The organism is Cryobacterium suzukii (genome assembly GCF_004403185.1).
GTDB lineage: Bacteria > Actinomycetota > Actinomycetes > Actinomycetales > Microbacteriaceae > Cryobacterium > Cryobacterium suzukii.
Genome location: NZ_SOHJ01000002.1, coordinates 152783 through 168961 on the forward strand (window position 1 = coordinate 152783; position 16179 = coordinate 168961).

Here is a 16179-nt window from a genome sequence, read left to right on the forward strand (position 1 = left end):
TTATTCCATTCCGAGTCCGGCGGCCGAGATGGGCGCGCCTCCCGCTGCCGCGAGAATGCCGTTGAGCTGGGTCAAATCAAACAGGCCGTCAAGGTCGCCGTTTTTTGCGGTACCGGCGGCGAGGGCACTGCGCAGCGAGACCGGAAACGTGCCGGCCAGGGGATCATTGCTGAATCGCAGGGCGCCCAACGCCCGGTCGATGACCGCGTTCGCGAGCGGCTTGCCGGTGTCGGCGGCCAATTTCCTGTTGATCACGGCGGCCGCTTCGGCCTTATGCTCGTTCAGCCAGTCCACGGCTGCCGTGTGTCCCTGTAGCAGCGCCCGAACCGTCTCCGGGTGGTGGCGATTGAAATCCGCGCCAACGAGCAGCACGGTCGTGGGGAACTCGCCGTTCGGCCAGAGGTCTGCCTCTTCGACGAGCACGTGCGCATCCGCTTCGAGAATCAGACGGGTCACCCATGGTTCGGGCAGCCAGGCACCGTCGATCTGCCCACTTTTAAACAGGGTGAGTGCCTGGGCGCTGTCGGTCGGGGCCACCGTCACGTCGCCGCCACCAGTGATGCTGGTCTCGTACCCCTCGCCTTTCAGCCAGGAACGCAGGGCAACGTCCTGCGTATTACCGAGCTGCGGGGAGGCGAGAGTCGTGCCCGCCAAATCGGCGGGCGAATCGATGCCGCTACGTACGACGAGGGCGGCGCCGCCGATGGTGGCACCGGCAACGATCACGGCAGAGCGCCCAGCGCTTTGCACAAAGGTGTTCACGGCCGGGTTCGGACCCACATAGGCTGCATCAATCGCGCCGGCGCTGAGCGCCTCGATTGCGGCCGGACCAGCGCCGAAGGCCTGGGCATTCAGGGTGGTGTCTCCGAGAGCCTCGGCGAAAAAGCCCTGCTCGAGGCCGATCAGGGCCGGGGCGTGAGTGAGGTTGTCGAAATAGCCGAGGCGTAGTTCCTCGGCCGGTCCGGTGGCGCTACCGGCCGCGGCCGCGCCGGAGCATCCGCTCAAAAGCAGGGTCGCAGCCAGGGTCAGGCCGATGGCTGACACGGGCCCGCGCATCAGAAGTAGCCTTCCTTTTTGCGGTCCTCCATGGCGGCTTCCGAGATGCGGTCGTCGGCCCGGGTCGCGCCGCGTTCGGTGATGGTGGATACGCCGACCTCTCGCACGACATCGGAAACGGATACCGCCGCCGAGTCGACCGCGCCGGTGCAGCTCATATCGCCCACCGTGCGGTACCGCACGGTGCGAAGTTCGATGGTCTCGTCGGCCCGTGCCGGGCTGACCGGGCTGACCGCGCGCCACATATCGTCGCGGCGGTACACCTCGCGCTCGTGGGCGTAGTAGAGCGGGGGCAGCTCGATGTTCTCGCGCTCGATGTAGCGCCAGACGTTGAGTTCGGTCCAGTTGCTGATCGGGAAGGCGCGAACGTGCTGGCCCACCGTATGGCGGCCGTTGTAGAGGTTCCACAGCTCCGGGCGTTGATTGCGCGGATCCCACTGCCCGAATTCATCGCGCAGCGAGAGGATGCGCTCCTTGGCGCGCGCTTTATCTTCGTCACGACGGGCGCCACCGAAGACCGCGTCGTGCCGACCGGCTGCGATGGCGTCGAGCAGCGGAAGGGTCTGCAGGGGGTTGCGGGTGCCGTCGGCGCGTTCCGCCAGGCGGCCGTCAATGATGTAATCCTCGACCTTGGCGACGGTCAGGCGTACGCCGTGCGCGGCAACGGTCTTGTCGCGAAATTCGAGCACTTCGGGAAAGTTGTGGCCGGTGTCCACGTGCAGCAGCGAGAACGGAATCTTGCCCGGCCAGAACGCTTTCGCGGCAAGGTGCAGCACCACGACAGAATCCTTGCCACCGGAAAACATCAGGACGGGGCGTTCGAACTCGGCGACGACCTCCCGAATGATGTGGATGGCCTCGCTCTCAAGCACGTCGAGTTCGGAGAGGCGGTGAGCTATTGCCGGTGTAGTGGTCACAGGTGGAGCCCGCATTCTGTTTTTTCGAGGGTGGCCCAGCGGCCGGAACGGGGATCAGCACCGGCCGCAACGGGCTGGGTGCAGGGGGCGCATCCGATGGAGGGGTAGCCCTGGGAGAGCAACACGTTCACTGGAACCTGGTGTTCGGTGGCATAGTCCATGAGTTCGTCGTAGCTCCAGGCGGCGACCGGGTTCACTTTCACCAGGCCGTTGCGTTCGTCCCAGGTCACCAGCGGGGTGTCGGCGCGGGTGGGTGCTTCGTCGCGGCGCACGCCGGTGAACCACAGCTCGTAGCCGCCGAGCGACCTCTGTAACGGTTCGACCTTGCGCATCGCGCAGCAGGCGTTCGCGTCGCGGGCAAAGAGTTCGGCGCCGTGCAGGGCATTCTGTTCCGGCACCGTAGTCAGCGGCAACACGTCGACAACCGTCACCGGCAGGGCGGCAGCTACCGCGTCGCGGGTCGCATAGGTCTCGTCGAAGTGGTACCCGGTGTCGAGAAAGAGCACGTCGACGCCGGGCAGCTGCTGCGACACGATCTCGGGCAGCACCGCGTCGGCCATGGAGCAGGCCACGGCGACAGAATCAGCGCCGAAATTGCGGGCGACCCAGGCGATGACCTCGGCGGCGGTGGCCTCACGATTGTTGGCGGCGGCGGCCGCGGCCAGCTCGGCCGAGCCAGCTTCGGCGAGGGCCTTGAGTTCGGCGCTCGGTCGACGCGGAGGCAGGTCGCGGGCAGCGGATGCCGTAGCGCGGGCATTGCGTCTCTCGGCGTTCAGGTTGACAGCGCTCATTTGAGCTCCTCCTCATCGGCGCGGTGTGCCCACTGCGCAAAAGTTTCGTCGGCGCTACGGGCGGCCAGAAAGCGGCGCACGAGGCGTTCGACGTAGTCGGTGAGGTTCTCGGCGGTCACCTTGAGGCCGCGCACGGTGCGGCCGAGGCCGGCTTCTTCGCGATCGACCGAGGCGAGACCGCCGCCCAGGTGCACCTGGAAACCCGGGGTGGAACCGCCGTTGCCATCCGGCAGCAACTGGCCCTTCAGCCCGATATCCGCCGCCTGAATGCGGGCGCAGGAGTTGGGGCATCCGTTGACGTGCAGGGTGATGGGGTGCGGGGCATCGATGGTGGCAAGGCGTTGTTCGAGCTCGAGAATCGCATCCGTTGCCGTCTGCTTGGTCTCGACGATGGCGAGCTTGCAGAATTCGATGCCGGTGCAGGCGACGGTGGAACGGCGGAACAGGCTCGGTCGGGCCGAAAGCCCGATCTCGTCGAGGGCAGCGATGAGGGGCTCCACGTGCTCCTCCGCCACGTCGAGCACCACGATCTTCTGGTGTGGGGTCGTGCGCAGCCGCCTTGAGCCGTAGGTTTCGAGCAGGTCGGCGAGGCGGATGAGGGTCTGGCCGGAGACTCGCCCGACGAAGGGGGCCACGCCGATGTAGAAGCGGCCGTCCTTCTGCTTGTGCACACCAATGTGGTCGCCCTGTGTCTTCGGGCGCGGCGCGGCGGGGCCGTCTGGCAGGGGGTAGCCGAGATATTCGTCTTCGAGAATGCGTCGGAATTTCTCGGTGCCCCATTCGGCGAGCAGAAACTTCAGGCGTGCCTTGCCGCGGAGGCGACGGTAGCCGTAGTCCCGAAAGATCGAGGTGACGCCGCGCCACACCTCGGACACTCGGTCTTCGGCCACGAAGGCACCGAGCCGTTCGGCGAAGCGCGGGGTGGTGCTGAGAGCCCCGCCCACCCACAGGTCATAGCCGATGCCGAGTTCGGGGTGGTCGACGGCGACGAGGCCGATGTCATTGATCTCGTGCACAACGTCCTGGCTGGGGTGGCCGGTGATGGCGGTCTTGAATTTGCGGGGAAGGTTGGCGAATTCGTCGGTGCCGAGATACTTGCGCGCGATCTCCTGGATGGCCGCGGTCGGGTCGATGAGTTCGTCTGCGGCGATGCCTGCCACGGGGGAGCCGAGAAAGACGCGGGGTACGTCGCCGCAGGCCTGGGTGGTTTCGAGGCCGACGGCTTCGAGACGGCGCCAGATTTCGGGCATGTCCTCGATCTGGATCCAGTGCAGCTGCACGTTCTGGCGGTCGGTGATGTCGGCGGTGTCGCGGCCGAAGTCGCGGGAGACCTCACCGATCACGCGCGTCTGTTCGGTGGTGAGCTGGCCGCCATCGATGCGTACCCGCAGCATGAAATAGCGGTCTTCGAGTTCCTCCGGCTCGAGGGTGGCGGTCCGGCCGCCGTCGATGCCGGGCTTACGCTGCGTGTAGAGGCCCCACCAGCGAAAACGGCCGTGCAGGTCGGTTCCATCAATGGAATCGAAGCCCTGCTTGGAATAGATTTCTTCGATGCGGCCACGGACGGCGATGCCGTTGTCGACCTGCTTCCAGACCTCGTTGCCGTTGAGCGGTTCGGTACCGTCTATCTTCCACTGGCCGTTCGGGCGGGTTGACGGCCGCGGCGGGCGGGCTGCTGGCAGTTTGGTCGCGACCGGTGCATTCGCAGCTACGGCCGTTTCGCTGTGCACCGTCTCGGTTTCGTTCGGCACGTCGGCTCCCTCGGTTTGCGGCGCCGCCCCCGGGGTTTACGACCGAAGCGACGACACTCACGCTACTGCGCCGCACGAAGAGGGGCGCGGCGAGCTGGTCATGCGCTGTCACACACTGTCACGCGACGTCACACAGATTGCGCGGAACCGCTCAAGTGTTCGGTCGGCAGTTGGCGTGCTGCGACCGGCCCGCGCTGCTCGCCGCGCGGAAGGCGGCGACGTCCCCGTAGGCTAGGCACATGGCTGAACGAACCCCCTGGTCCCTCTCCGGCGCACTGCGCGGAATGTTCGCGAAGAAGACCATCGACGCCGACACCTGGGACGACCTCGAGGACGCCCTGCTGCAGGCCGACTTTGGTCCGAGTGTCACCGATGCGGTCATCACCGACCTTCGTGCCAAGGTCGCCAAATACAACACGACCGACCCGACCGACCTGCAGCGGATGCTCCGCGAAGGCATCGAAGAGCGGCTCTCGGTTCTTGACTCCACCCTCACACTGTCCGAGCGCCCCGCCGTCGTGCTCGTCGTCGGCGTCAACGGCGTCGGCAAGACCACGACGATCGGCAAGTTCGCCAAGTTTCTCAATACCTACGGTCGCAGCGTCGTGATCGGGGCTGCTGACACATTCCGGGCCGGCGCGGTCGAACAGCTGGCGACCTGGGCCGAGCGCGCCGGGGCGCAGATCGTGAAGCCGCAGATGACCGGCCAGGATCCGGCATCCGTCGCTTTTCAGACCGTCGAGAAGGCGAAGAACGAGGGCATCGAGATCGTGCTCATCGACACCGCCGGGCGACTGCAGACCAAGGGCGGCCTGATGGACGAGCTCACCAAGATTCGGCGGGTGGTTGAGAAGCAGGGCCCGATTGCCGAGGTGCTGCTCGTGCTCGACGCGACGACCGGCCAGAACGGGTTGGCCCAGGCCGAGGCGTTCATAGAGCACGCCGGGGTGACCGGCCTCGTGCTGACCAAGCTTGATGGCTCGGCCCGTGGTGGCTTCGTGCTGGCGGTACAGGAGAAGACCGGTATTCCGATCAAACTGGTAGGGCAGGGTGAAGGCATCAACGACCTCACCGGTTTCACCCCGCACGTGTTTGCCCAGAAACTTGTCGGCTGATGAAGAATTTTAGAGGAGCACTATGAGCATTGAACACGATTTCTTTGGAATTCTCGGCGACGAAGACGAAGGAGAGGTTTACTGGTCGGACTCCGCGGAGCTCGGCGACCAGAGCGTCGAAATCGATCTCAGTTCGCCCGATGAAGATTCGGTGACGGCCGAGGCGCTCGACATTGCTGCTGCGATGATCGGCTCGATGGAGGATCTCGACTCCCAGGTGCGCGAGTCCCTCGTGGCCGACCTGTCGGCCGAGGTGTCGGTGACGAGCCAGTACATCGCTGAGCAGCTCGACGAGATGGACCAGGAGGCGATCGAAAACGCCATCATCTGGGATTCCGGCGACCAGCAGATCGACTTTCTACGCTCGCTGCGCCTGCAGCGCATTGGTTTTCACCCGCATCACGCCGGCAACGAGGCGCACTTCGCGGTGCTTGAGTACGCCATCAGTCCCGACGACACCGACGGCCTGCTCGTCGTGACGATCGACGTGCACGGCGACACGGTCCTGGTGGCCCTGGACAGCTAATTGGACGGGGCCCGGGCCCCGTCCCCGGGCCCAGTTTATAAACTGGGCCCGGGGTCACAAGTTGGGCCGGGACCGTGCGAAGGCAGCCTGCTCTGCTACCCGAGGTGCACCGTGGCTCCCGCGCCGAGCAGGTCTTGCCTGCGCGGGCGTACCAGGAAGAATGCAATGGGCGCCGCCGCGAAGATGATGATGGCCGCCCACAGAAAAGCGGACTGGTAGCCGCTCACGAGCGCGCCGAACTGTGCGGCCTGTGAGGGTACCTTGCCGACCAGATACGAACTCACGGCGGCTGTGTAGAGCGCGGTGAACAGCGCGGTTCCGATCGATCCGCCGATCTGCTGCATGGCCGTCACCGCAGCGCTCGCCGCGCCGGCGTCATGCTCGGCGATGCCCGACAGCGCCACATTCTGCAGCGGCACGAAGATCATCGCGAGGCCCACGCCGAGCAGAATCAGCCCCGGAAGCACCTCGAACGCATAGTTTCCGCCCACCGTGATCTGAGTCAGCCAGAGCAGGCCGGCTGCGCCGACGACCGGTCCGACGGTCATCGGAATGCGCACGCCGGTACGCGCCAGAAACTTCGACAGTACACCCGCACCGATCATGATCGTCGCGGTCATCGGCAGTGAGGCGAGGCCGGACTGAATCGGCGTGTAACCCAACACGATCTGAAAGTAGAGCGTGAGAAACAGCAGCCCGCCGAGCAGGGCAGCGCCGGAAAGCAAAGCGGTCAGAAAGGCCCCGCCGCGCACCTTGTTGACGATAATGCGTAACGGCAACAGCGGATGATTGGACCGACTCTCCACAAACACGAACAGTGCCAGCAGCACCAGTCCGAGTGGGAGACAGATGAGCACGGGCCAGCTGCCCCAGCCATTTTCGGCCTGTGCGAAGCCGAAGACCAGGGATCCGAGTCCGAACGCCACGAGAACAGCCCCCGGCACGTCGTACCGAGTGTTGCCGTTGGCCTTACTTTCCCGGATGACCGGAAGGGCAGCCGCAATCGCGACGACGGCGATCGGCACGTTCACGTAGAGGCACCAGCGCCAGCTCGCGTATTCGGTCAGCACCCCGCCGAGAATGAGGCCGACGGCCGCGCCGCCGCCGGCGATTGCTCCGTAGACAGCGAAAGCCTTGATCCGATCCTTGCCGCCGGGAAAGTTCACGGTGAGTAGGGCCAGCGAAGCCGGAGCGAGCAGAGCGGCGAACAACCCTTGCAGTCCGCGGGCAGCGAGGAGTTCCCAGGTGCTCTGCGCGGCGCCACCAAGGGCTGAGGCGATGGCGAACCCGGCCATACCCACGATGAAGGAGCGCTTACGCCCCCAGAAGTCAGCGATGCGCCCGCCGAGCAGCAGCAGCGCCCCGAACACGAGCGAGTAGAGAGTGACGACCCAGGTGCGGTCGCCGTCGCTCATGCCGAGCGCGATCTGTGCCTGCGGGAGCGCGATATTCACAATGGTCCCGTCGAGCACGACGGTGAGCTGAGCGAGCGCGACAATGGCGAGCAGCCACCAGCGGCGAGGGTTGGCCGCGTCCTTGAGCGAAGCGGATGCCGCGCCCGCCGATGAGGGCGGCGTGGCCTGGAGTTCAATCGTGTTGGCTGATTCGGGCGGAACGGTACTGCGGGGTGGGGTCGACATAGCTGCAACCTTATCGGCAAAACCGAACGAACTAGTTCGTTTTATGTGAACTATTGGCTATAGTCGGGTGTATGCCACGCAATGGAGCAGACCCCCGGACCCGCATTCTCAACGCGGCTCGCACAGAATTCGCGACCTACGGCCTGGCCGGGGCGCGCATCGACCGGATCGCTAAGAGTGCATCCGCGAGCAAGGAACGCTTGTACGCGTACTACTCCGACAAAAAGCAACTGTTTCTCGAGGTGTTGGAATTGAACCTGCGCGAGTTCGCGAGCGACGCCGTGCTTACCGACCATGACGTACCGGCCTTCGCCGGAGCCTTGTTCGACCACGCCGTGCAGCACGGCGACCACCTGCGCATGATCGACTGGGCGCGTCTCGAAACTGACGGTACCTGGCTGCCGGCCCTGGAAGTCATGCTGGGCTATCGAGACGAACAGGTGCGCCGCATCCGTTTGGCCCAGGCCGCCGGCCGGGTCGACGCATCGTGGGAGCCGGCGCAGCTCATGACGCTCGTCTTCGGTATCGCCTCCGCCTGGGTGCACGAGCCCGGCGTGGTACTGACAAACAGCGGCGGTTCCGACTCGGTGGCGATAGCAGCCCGACGTGCCAACGTCATCCGTGCGATCGAACGGCTGATCGCACCGAGCGCAGAGCCTGCGATCAACTGACGCTCGCCCGAATCGACACAACGTGCGCGCCGCAGCATCCGTTTAGAAGTAGCGGCGGGCACCGGTTAAACTAAACGCATCATGGCAACTTTTGGAAACCTCTCAGATCGTCTTGCCGAGACGTTCAAAAACCTCCGCACCAAGGGCAAGCTCAGCGCAGCGGATGTTGACGGCACCGTTCGTGAGATTCGCCGCGCGCTGCTCGACGCCGACGTCGCCCTCGAGGTCGTCAAGGATTTCACCGGCAAGGTGCGGGAGCGCGCCCTCGGCGACGAGGTCAGCAAGGCATTGAACCCGGCCCAGCAGGTCGTGCAGATCGTCAACGACGAGCTCATCACCATTCTCGGCGGGCAGCAGCGTCGGCTGGAGTTTGCCAAGAAGCCGCCGACCATCATCATGCTCGCGGGCCTGCAGGGTGCTGGTAAGACCACCCTCGCCGGCAAGCTCGCCAAGTGGCTCGCCAAAGACGGCCACACCCCGCTGCTCGTCGCCGCCGACTTGCAGCGCCCCAACGCGGTCACCCAGCTCGAGGTCGTCGCCAGGCAGGCCGGCGTCGCCGTCTACGCGCCCGAGCCCGGCAACGGCGTCGGTGACCCGGTCAAGGTGGCCCGCGACGGCGTGAAGTACGCCCTGCAGAAGGTGCACGACGTCGTCATCGTCGACACCGCTGGCCGCCTCGGCGTCGACGCCGAGCTCATGAAGCAGGCCGCCAACATCCGCAAGGCGATCGATCCCGACGAGGTGCTCTTCGTCATCGACGCCATGATCGGCCAGGATGCCGTCGCTACGGCCAAGGCCTTCCAGGACGGCGTCGACTTCACCGGCGTCGTGCTCACCAAGCTCGACGGCGACGCCCGCGGTGGCGCGGCACTCTCCGTCGCTTCGCTCACCGGGCGCCCGATCATGTTCGCCTCCACCGGTGAAGGGCTCGACGACTTCGAGCCGTTCCACCCCGACCGCATGGCCGGCCGCATCCTCGACCTCGGTGACATCCTCACCCTGATCGAGCAGGCGCAGGGCGCGTTCGACGAAGATGAAGCCCGCAAGGTCGCCGAGAAGTTCGCGACCGACACCTTCACCCTCGACGACTTTCTCGGCCAGATGCAGCAGCTGCGCAACATGGGCTCGATCAAGAAGATGATGAGCATGCTGCCCGGCGCCGGCGCCATGAAGGCGCAGCTCGAGAACTTCGACGAGCGCGAGATCGTGCGCACCGAGGCGATCATCCAGTCGATGACCAAGCTCGAACGCACCAGTCCCAAACTGCTCAACGGCTCTCGCCGGATGCGCATCGCCAGGGGCTCCGGTTCGACTGTCACCGAGGTCAACCAGCTCGTGCAACGCTTCGAGCAGGCCGCCAAGATGATGAAGACCGTCGCCAAGGGCGGCATGCCCAACATTCCCGGCATGGGACCGATCCCCGGCGCCGGCTACGGCGGCAAGCCCAAGCAGGTGGCCAAGAAGAAGGGCTCCAAGTCGGGTAATCCGGCCAAGCGCGCCGCCGAGAACGCCGCCATAGCCTCGGGCATCAAGCCCGTGAGTGAGACGGCGTCAGCGGATGCCGCTGGCTCCGGCTTCGGTCTCGGCTCCGGCGCCCAGCCCGGCAAGGGCAAGGCCGGCGGCCCCACCGAAGAAGAAATGGCCGCACTGCAGAAAATGCTCGGCCGCTAGTTCGCCCACCCGCGCCCGGGCCATTTTGTGGACGGGGCCCGGGCCCCGTCCGCGGGCCCAGTTTATAGACTGGGCCCGTGTTCATAAGGTGGGCCCGGCGCGTGCTGGGAATCCGCGATCTGATGCGTCTAGTTCTCGGTCGCGGCGCGGCTCTAGGCTGGTTGTATGACTTCAACGACGAACCAGAATGTGCGCATCGGCGTGCAGATCGCCCCGCAGCACGCCGAATACGTCAAGATTCGGGACACGCTCACCGATGTCGAGGCGCGAGGCTTCGACATCGCCTTCAACTGGGACCACTTCTTTCCACTCAGCGGAGAGCCCGACGGCCTGCACTTCGAATCGTGGACCATCCTCGCCGCCTGGGCCGAGCAGACGACGACGATCGAATTCGGCGCCCTGGTCAACTGCAACAGCTACCGCAACGCTGATCTGCAGGCCGACATGGCCCGCACGATCGACCACATCAGTGGTGGACGCTTCATCTTCGGCACCGGCGCCGGCTGGTTCGAGCGCGACTACCAGGAGTACGGCTACGAGTTCGGCACGCCTGGCACCCGGCTGAACGCCCTCGACGACAGCCTGAACCGCATCGAGGCCCGGTGGGCCAGGATCAACCCGCCGCCGACCCGCGACATCCCAGTGCTCATCGGCGGCGGCGGCGAGAAGAAAACGCTGCGCATCGTCGCCCAGCACGCCAACATTTGGCATTCCTTCTCCAACCCCGAGGTGCTCGAGCACAAGCTCGGCGTGCTGGGAGCGTGGTGCGACGAGGTCGGCCGGGATATCGCCGAGATCGAGATCTCTACCGAGTTGCGCGGGCGTACCGTCGCTGACGCGGACGAACTCTACGACCTCGGTACCCGCCTATTCACAGTAGGAATCTCCGGCCCGGACTACGACCTGGGCAAAGCCGTCGACTGGCTGGCCTGGCGCGACAGCAAGAACGCCTGAGCACCCACGCCCCGACCGTTTCAGCAAGTGGTTGCGGCCATCGTTACCGGATGACTGTACGCCCACCGCGTGTTTTCCTGAGGGCTGCTGAACTCGCTGCAGCGCTGGGCGGGGAGGAGGGTCAGCGTCGCTGTCACGCGGGGCACCACGCTGCTCAAGATCATGCGTGGAGGCCACGTCACGCACAGGCGGAGTGCTGCGTGCCGAGATCACGCGGTCGATGCTCCGAACCGGCTGTCGCGCGATGGTTGCCTAGTGTTCACCGAATGGCCTGCGGTGCGGACCCGGTACCCGAGAAGATTGAGGCAATCCGATGAATCGATGGATTCTGATTCACGGTCGATCCGAGGAGTCTCGATGACACGTCTGCCCCCCGCCCTGTTACTGATCGGTGCACTTGTCGTTGCGGCGACTCAGCTGACGGCCACTCCGGCGTTCGCCTCCCCGCCGGACCCGCCGGCGCTCACCACGATCAACAGCGAGCTGGCCACGATCGCCACCAAGGCCGAGACGGGTTCGGCCGGGTATTCCCGAGATTTATTCCCGCACTGGTCCACGCAGTCCGGTAGCTGCGACACACGAGAGATAGTGCTCCAGCGCGATGGCGTCGACGTCGTGACCAGCTCGACCTGTTCCGCGACCTCGGGAAACTGGTACTCCGTCTATGACGGTGCCTGGAACTACGCGTCGTCGGATGTTGACATCGACCACGTCGTGGCATTGTCTGAGGCCTGGGGGTCCGGAGCGTCGACGTGGACAACGAGCAAGCGTCAGCAGTTCGCCAACAGCCTGAGCGACGGTCAGCTCATCGCGGTCACCGACAACGTCAACGCGTCCAAGTCCGATAGGGACGCGGCGGAATGGCAGCCGCCGCTGGCTTCGTACCACTGCACCTACGCCAAGCACGTTGTGCACGTAAAGTACGGGTGGGGGCTGTCCATGGACTCCGCTGAAAAGGCCGCGATCAAGTCCATGCTGGCAACCTGCTGACGGCCCAGATGATGGCAGCGAACACGACGGCGGCGACGGCGAGCTGGCTTTGGTAGCTGCCGCCTTCATCGAGGATGCGGTGGAGGCTGAGCAGTTCGGGCAGGCAGGCAGGCAGACGAAGCCGGATCAACGCGAGGATGACGGCGACCGATCGCCACCGCAGCCGATTGCGTAGTAGGTTCGCCACAGCTAGAGCGGTCAGGGCGAAAGAGCGGCACCGGACTCCTCGTGCGTCGAACGTTATCCGTGTAGTTCATCCATTGAAAGGAACATACCCATGAGCAAGACCTGGTTCATCACTGGCGCGTCCAAGGGCTTTGGCCGCGAGTGGACGGAAGCTGCGCTAGAGCGTGGCGACAGCGTCGCAGGCACCGCGCGAAAGCTGGAAACTCTCGATGCTCTCGTTCAGAAGTATCCGGATACTTTTTTGCCGATCCGACTCGACGTCACGGACCGGGATGCGGATTTCGCGGCCGTGCAGAGGGCGGCCGAGCACTTCGGCCAGCTCGATGTCGTCGTCAATAACGCTGGGTACGGTCATTTCGGCATGGTCGAGGAGCTGACCGAAGACGAGGCCCGATCGCAAATCGAGACGAACCTGTTCGGCGCCCTCTGGATCACACAGGCGGCGGTGCCCGTCATGCGAAAGCAGGGTTCGGGTCACATCATCCAGGTATCGAGTATCGGCGGTATCAGCGCCTTTCCCACCGTCGGCATCTACCACGCGTCGAAGTGGGCACTCGAGGGCTTTTCACAGTCACTCTCACAGGAGGTTGCGGGCTTCGGTATCAACGTGACGCTGGTGGAACCCGGTGGTTTCTCGACCGATTGGTCGGGTCCCTCCGCCTCGCGTAGCGAGGAGATGGCGGAGTACGCCGATGTGCGACAGGCAGCCGCGAGCCGTCCCTCCGCAAACGATCCCGGTGACCCGAAGGCCACCCGGGGCGCGATCCTCAAGGTCGTCGATGCACAGAAGCCGCCACTGCGCATCTTCTTCGGCAAGGCACCCCTGGGCATTGCGACGAAGGACTACGAGTCACGACTGGCGACGTGGAACGAATGGCAGCCGGTTTCTATCGAGGCACACGGCAACTGAGTCTTCAGGCGAGGTAGCCGACCACAGGCGGGATCGTCAGCTGGAGGGCAGGTCGGCTGACGTCTGGGTAGGATTCCAGACCGCGCGCTCGCGGTGGGCGAATTCGGCGAAGCGAATGGGTTCGCGGCCGAGGACCGTCCGCACCGTGTCGGTGAGCTCAGCCGCCATGCCGAGGCGGGCCGTGGTGTAGATCGCGGCAGTGACCAAAACCATGCCCCACGGCATGCCGAGGGTGCGGCGTGCGTGTCGGAGGTAGCGCACGATGCCGGGCCGTGCATACCGAATGGGGCGGCCGAGTTCGGCCGTCAAAATCTGGGCAACCTGATGGTAGGTGAGTGCCTCACTCCCCGTCACGGTGTAGGCGGTGTCGGCGTGGGACTGCGGGTCGAGCAGGGCAACCGCGGCGATCGCGCCGATGTCTTCCGCGTCGACGAACGCTGTCGCGCCCCGACCTGCCGGAACGACGATCTCGTCGCGATCACGAATGTCGGTCAGGTGGGTGGTGGAGAGGTTCTGGTGGAAGAACGAGGCGCGAACGAACGTCCAGGCGACCCCAGAGGTACGAAGCCAGGCTTCGATGGCGGCGTGCGGTACGACCTTGTTCTTTTCGGCGCCCTGAAGTGAGAGAAAGACCATCTGCTCCACACCAGAGTGCTGCGCGAATTCGAGAGCGGGAATCATCTGCTCCTTCGGTTTGCCCAGATGTGGCGGCCGCAGCAAAAACATGCGCTGGATTCCCGCGAACGCGGCCGGCCAGGTGGTGTTGTCAGTGAAGTCCAGGGCGACGGCCTCCACCCGATCGCCGAACATTCGGGCCACGGATTCGGAAGTACGGCCAGCGGCCCGCACCCTGAGCCCGGCAGAAAGCAGCCGTTCGACCACGACGCGACCAATGTTGCCGGTCGCGCCGGTCACCAGGATCAGATCGTGCGCCATTCGAAAACCTCTCGTATTGCTTCCGCCGCGGCCGACCGCTCACCGCTTTCGCAGCATCGGACGGCGCTTTCCCTCCAGAACCCTAGCTGCCGAGCCCCTGCGCGAGTTCGTGGCTGAGCGCCGCAACGACCGCGGGCAGGCTGCCGTCGTTGGCGGCGGCCACGGCGAGCTGTCGTTGATAGCTGCCGCCCTCATCGATGATGCGGTGGAGGCCCTGCAGCTCCGGCAGGCAGCCGAGACGCTCGGCCACGGGGGAGAGAATCTCGATGAGGCGGCGCACGTCATCCGTTACGAGGCACTCGTTGCCGGCCGCATCCAGGATGATCTCGGCATCGAGTCCATAGCGGGCCGCTCGCCACTTGTTTTCGCGCACAAACCACGGTTGCATTCGCGGTACGTCTTCGCCCGCGTCGAGGCGGGTGGACATCCACTCGACCAGGCACTGGATGAACGCGGCGATTGCGCCAAGCTCGACGGTGGTCGAGACGCCGTCGCAGACCCGAATTTCGATTGTGCCCCAGCGCGGTGACGGGCGAATGTCCCAGCGCACCTCTGTCACGTCGTCGATGATGCCGGTCACCGTCATGTCGTCGACGTAACGCTCCCAGGCGTCCCAGTCTGGCAGGTCCCACGGCAGGCCAGCGGTCGGCAGTTGCTGGAACATGAGCGAGCGGTTGCTCGCGTAGCCAGTATCGACACCGGCCCAGAACGGGCTCGAGGCACTCAGTGCTTGCAGGTGCGGAACATAGGTCAGCAGGCCGTTCATGATCGGAATGACCTTGGCCTTGTCTTCGATGCCCACGTGCACGTGGATGCCCCAGATCATCATGTTGCGACCCCACCACTGCGTGCGGTCGATGAGCTTGTGATAGCGCGCCTTGTCGGTGATGGTCTGGTCAAACCACTGCGCAAACGGATGCGAGCCGCTGCAGATCACGTCAACCTCGCGTCCGTCCACGGCGCGACGCACCTCAGCGAGCTGGCCGGCAACATCCGCTACAGCGTGGCCGACGGTGTCGTGCACACCGGAAACCAGCTCGACCGTATTGAGCAGCAGCTCACCGGTGATCGTCGGGTGCGCCGAGCCGTCCGGGCCGCAGAGGGCGTCGAGTACCTCGTCGGCGATATTGACCAGATCGCCGGTATTGCGGTCGACGAGGGCGACCTCCCACTCGATGCCCACGGTGGAGCGGGCTGATCGGGCGAATTCGAGTGGCACGGGCGCTCCTTGGGTGGGCTGATGAAAGCCGTTGAGGTTCGATTATCACAATGTGAGCAATCTCTGACACAATGATTAGTCGCGATCCGTTGTGCCCGACCCTCTATCTCGGTGCAACGTGATCCTATAGAGCTTATGCCGAGTGTGCCCCCACGCTCACGGCCCAAGGTTCGCCAAACACCGAATCAACACTGGAGAATTGTGGCTGTCAAAATCCGTCTGAAGCGCATGGGCAAGATCCGTGCACCGTACTACCGCATCGTCGTTGCCGACGCGCGCACCAAGCGCGACGGTCGTGTCATCGAAGAAATCGGCATCTACCACCCCACGGAGGAGCCCTCGGTCATCGAGGTCAAGTCCGAGCGTGCGCAGTACTGGCTCAGCGTCGGCGCTCAGCCGACCGAGCAGGTTGCCGCCCTCCTCAAGCTCACGGGCGACTGGGGCATCTTCAAGGGCGACAAGAACGCCAAGAGCACCGTCAAGGTGAAGGAACCGAAGGCCGCTTTCGTCGCTGACGAGAAGAAGAAGCCGGTTCTCAAGCCCAAGGCCGAGAAGCCGGTCGCCAAGGTAGAAGAGGTTGCTGCCGAAGCAACCGAAGAGGCGTAACTGTTGCTTGCTCCCGCGCTCGAACACCTCGTCAAGGGGATCGTTGATCACCCGGACGATGTGCACGTTGCAGAAAAGAACTCGCCACGAGGCGAGGTACTCGAGGTTCGTGTGAACCCCGAGGACCTCGGCCGGGTCATTGGTCGTGCTGGTCGCACCGCCAAGGCTTTGCGCACCCTCGTTGCGGCTCTGGCCGATGGTCGACGCGTTCGCGTCGACGTCGTCGACACCGATTTCTAG

The 16179-nt window shown here is 64.9% G+C and carries 17 protein-coding genes; 9 read left to right on the top strand and 8 right to left on the bottom strand.

From position 1 onward, the window contains the following. Genes E3T39_RS01405 through E3T39_RS01420 form a run of 4 tightly spaced genes read right to left on the bottom strand, consistent with a single transcriptional unit; the run spans position 1 to position 4494 of the window. Positions 1 to 1056, bottom strand: coding sequence for an ABC transporter substrate-binding protein (locus E3T39_RS01405; protein ID WP_134512984.1), 1056 nt, complete (start codon positions 1054 to 1056; stop codon positions 1 to 3). Beyond that, a complete protein-coding gene (gene cysD, locus E3T39_RS01410; protein WP_241979443.1) occupies positions 1056 to 1973 on the bottom strand; it encodes a sulfate adenylyltransferase subunit CysD in 918 nt (305 codons plus the stop codon). The genes E3T39_RS01405 and cysD overlap by 1 nt, the downstream gene beginning before the upstream one ends. Further along, positions 1970 to 2764, bottom strand: coding sequence for a phosphoadenylyl-sulfate reductase (locus E3T39_RS01415; RefSeq protein ID WP_134512986.1), 795 nt, complete (start codon positions 2762 to 2764; stop codon positions 1970 to 1972). Before E3T39_RS01415 ends, cysD begins: the two co-directional genes overlap by 4 nt. Then, positions 2761 to 4494, bottom strand: a complete 1734-nt coding sequence (locus E3T39_RS01420; RefSeq protein WP_134513261.1) for a nitrite/sulfite reductase — start codon at positions 4492 to 4494, stop codon at positions 2761 to 2763. Before E3T39_RS01420 ends, E3T39_RS01415 begins: the two co-directional genes overlap by 4 nt. Before the next feature lie 260 nt (positions 4495 to 4754). Here E3T39_RS01420 and ftsY point away from each other — a divergent pair, with 260 nt between their 5' ends. Together ftsY and E3T39_RS01430 are read left to right on the top strand one after the other, a co-directional pair. After that, a complete protein-coding gene (gene ftsY, locus E3T39_RS01425; RefSeq protein ID WP_134512987.1) occupies positions 4755 to 5630 on the top strand; it encodes a signal recognition particle-docking protein FtsY in 876 nt (291 codons plus the stop codon). A 22-nt stretch (positions 5631 to 5652) separates the two neighbouring features. Continuing rightward, positions 5653 to 6156 (top strand): DUF2004 domain-containing protein, encoded by a 504-nt coding sequence (locus E3T39_RS01430; protein ID WP_134512988.1) that lies wholly within the window; start codon positions 5653 to 5655, stop codon positions 6154 to 6156. A gap of 95 nt (positions 6157 to 6251) precedes the next feature. On the opposite strand, the gene E3T39_RS01435 is transcribed toward E3T39_RS01430, so the two are convergent. Next, a complete protein-coding gene (locus E3T39_RS01435) occupies positions 6252 to 7796 on the bottom strand; it encodes an MFS transporter (RefSeq protein WP_134512989.1) in 1545 nt (514 codons plus the stop codon). Positions 7797 to 7867: 71 nt separating this feature from the next. On the opposite strand from E3T39_RS01435, the gene E3T39_RS01440 reads away from it, so the two are divergent. The 4 genes from E3T39_RS01440 (at position 7868) to E3T39_RS01455 (ending at position 12082) form a co-directional block, all read left to right on the top strand. Continuing rightward, on the top strand, positions 7868 to 8467 hold the full coding sequence (locus E3T39_RS01440; protein WP_134512990.1) for a TetR/AcrR family transcriptional regulator: 600 nt from the start codon (positions 7868 to 7870) through the stop codon (positions 8465 to 8467). Between the two features lie 81 nt (positions 8468 to 8548). Continuing rightward, positions 8549 to 10138 (top strand): signal recognition particle protein, encoded by a 1590-nt coding sequence (gene ffh, locus E3T39_RS01445; protein ID WP_134512991.1) that lies wholly within the window; start codon positions 8549 to 8551, stop codon positions 10136 to 10138. Between the two features lie 165 nt (positions 10139 to 10303). Next, entirely contained in the window at positions 10304 to 11092 is a 789-nt protein-coding gene (locus E3T39_RS01450) for an LLM class F420-dependent oxidoreductase (protein ID WP_134512992.1), read from the top strand. 357 nt (positions 11093 to 11449) lie between these two features. Next, the gene (locus tag E3T39_RS01455; protein ID WP_134512993.1) at positions 11450 to 12082 is read left to right on the top strand and encodes an HNH endonuclease family protein; all 633 of its coding nucleotides are present in this window, start codon (positions 11450 to 11452) and stop codon (positions 12080 to 12082) included. On the opposite strand, the gene E3T39_RS01460 is transcribed toward E3T39_RS01455, so the two are convergent. Continuing rightward, positions 12057 to 12269, bottom strand: coding sequence for a hypothetical protein (locus tag E3T39_RS01460; RefSeq protein WP_134512994.1), 213 nt, complete (start codon positions 12267 to 12269; stop codon positions 12057 to 12059). The genes E3T39_RS01455 and E3T39_RS01460 overlap by 26 nt on opposite strands. A 90-nt stretch (positions 12270 to 12359) precedes the next feature. Between E3T39_RS01460 and E3T39_RS01465 the strand changes: the two genes are divergently transcribed. Continuing rightward, a complete protein-coding gene (locus tag E3T39_RS01465) occupies positions 12360 to 13178 on the top strand; it encodes an SDR family oxidoreductase (protein WP_134512995.1) in 819 nt (272 codons plus the stop codon). 36 nt (positions 13179 to 13214) lie between these two features. Here E3T39_RS01465 and E3T39_RS01470 read toward each other — a convergent pair whose 3' ends face one another. Together E3T39_RS01470 and E3T39_RS01475 are read right to left on the bottom strand one after the other, a co-directional pair. Beyond that, positions 13215 to 14114, bottom strand: a complete 900-nt coding sequence (locus E3T39_RS01470; protein ID WP_134512996.1) for an SDR family oxidoreductase — start codon at positions 14112 to 14114, stop codon at positions 13215 to 13217. An 82-nt stretch (positions 14115 to 14196) separates the two neighbouring features. Next, entirely contained in the window at positions 14197 to 15333 is a 1137-nt protein-coding gene (locus tag E3T39_RS01475) for a glutamate--cysteine ligase (protein ID WP_134512997.1), read from the bottom strand. A gap of 201 nt (positions 15334 to 15534) precedes the next feature. On the opposite strand from E3T39_RS01475, the gene rpsP reads away from it, so the two are divergent. Together rpsP and E3T39_RS01485 are read left to right on the top strand one after the other, a co-directional pair. Continuing rightward, positions 15535 to 15939, top strand: coding sequence for a 30S ribosomal protein S16 (gene rpsP / locus E3T39_RS01480; protein WP_092108903.1), 405 nt, complete (start codon positions 15535 to 15537; stop codon positions 15937 to 15939). A gap of 3 nt (positions 15940 to 15942) precedes the next feature. Beyond that, positions 15943 to 16179, top strand: coding sequence for an RNA-binding protein (locus E3T39_RS01485; protein ID WP_035879344.1), 237 nt, complete (start codon positions 15943 to 15945; stop codon positions 16177 to 16179).

Bases quoted from the DNA above. Each gene is read 5' to 3' on its own strand.
- E3T39_RS01430 (WP_134512988.1), top strand. From the start codon at position 5,653: ATGAGCATTGAACACGATTTCTTTGGAATTCTCGGCGACGAAGACGAA.
- E3T39_RS01470 (WP_134512996.1), bottom strand. From the start codon at position 14,114: ATGGCGCACGATCTGATCCTGGTGACCGGCGCGACCGGCAACATTGGT.
- E3T39_RS01405 (WP_134512984.1), bottom strand. From the start codon at position 1,056: ATGCGCGGGCCCGTGTCAGCCATCGGCCTGACCCTGGCTGCGACCCTG.
- E3T39_RS01435 (WP_134512989.1), bottom strand. From the start codon at position 7,796: ATGTCGACCCCACCCCGCAGTACCGTTCCGCCCGAATCAGCCAACACG.
- E3T39_RS01455 (WP_134512993.1), top strand. From the start codon at position 11,450: ATGACACGTCTGCCCCCCGCCCTGTTACTGATCGGTGCACTTGTCGTT.
- E3T39_RS01440 (WP_134512990.1), top strand. From the start codon at position 7,868: ATGCCACGCAATGGAGCAGACCCCCGGACCCGCATTCTCAACGCGGCT.
- ffh (WP_134512991.1), top strand. From the start codon at position 8,549: ATGGCAACTTTTGGAAACCTCTCAGATCGTCTTGCCGAGACGTTCAAA.
- E3T39_RS01415 (WP_134512986.1), bottom strand. From the start codon at position 2,764: ATGAGCGCTGTCAACCTGAACGCCGAGAGACGCAATGCCCGCGCTACG.
- ftsY (WP_134512987.1), top strand. From the start codon at position 4,755: ATGGCTGAACGAACCCCCTGGTCCCTCTCCGGCGCACTGCGCGGAATG.
- E3T39_RS01450 (WP_134512992.1), top strand. From the start codon at position 10,304: ATGACTTCAACGACGAACCAGAATGTGCGCATCGGCGTGCAGATCGCC.
- E3T39_RS01465 (WP_134512995.1), top strand. From the start codon at position 12,360: ATGAGCAAGACCTGGTTCATCACTGGCGCGTCCAAGGGCTTTGGCCGC.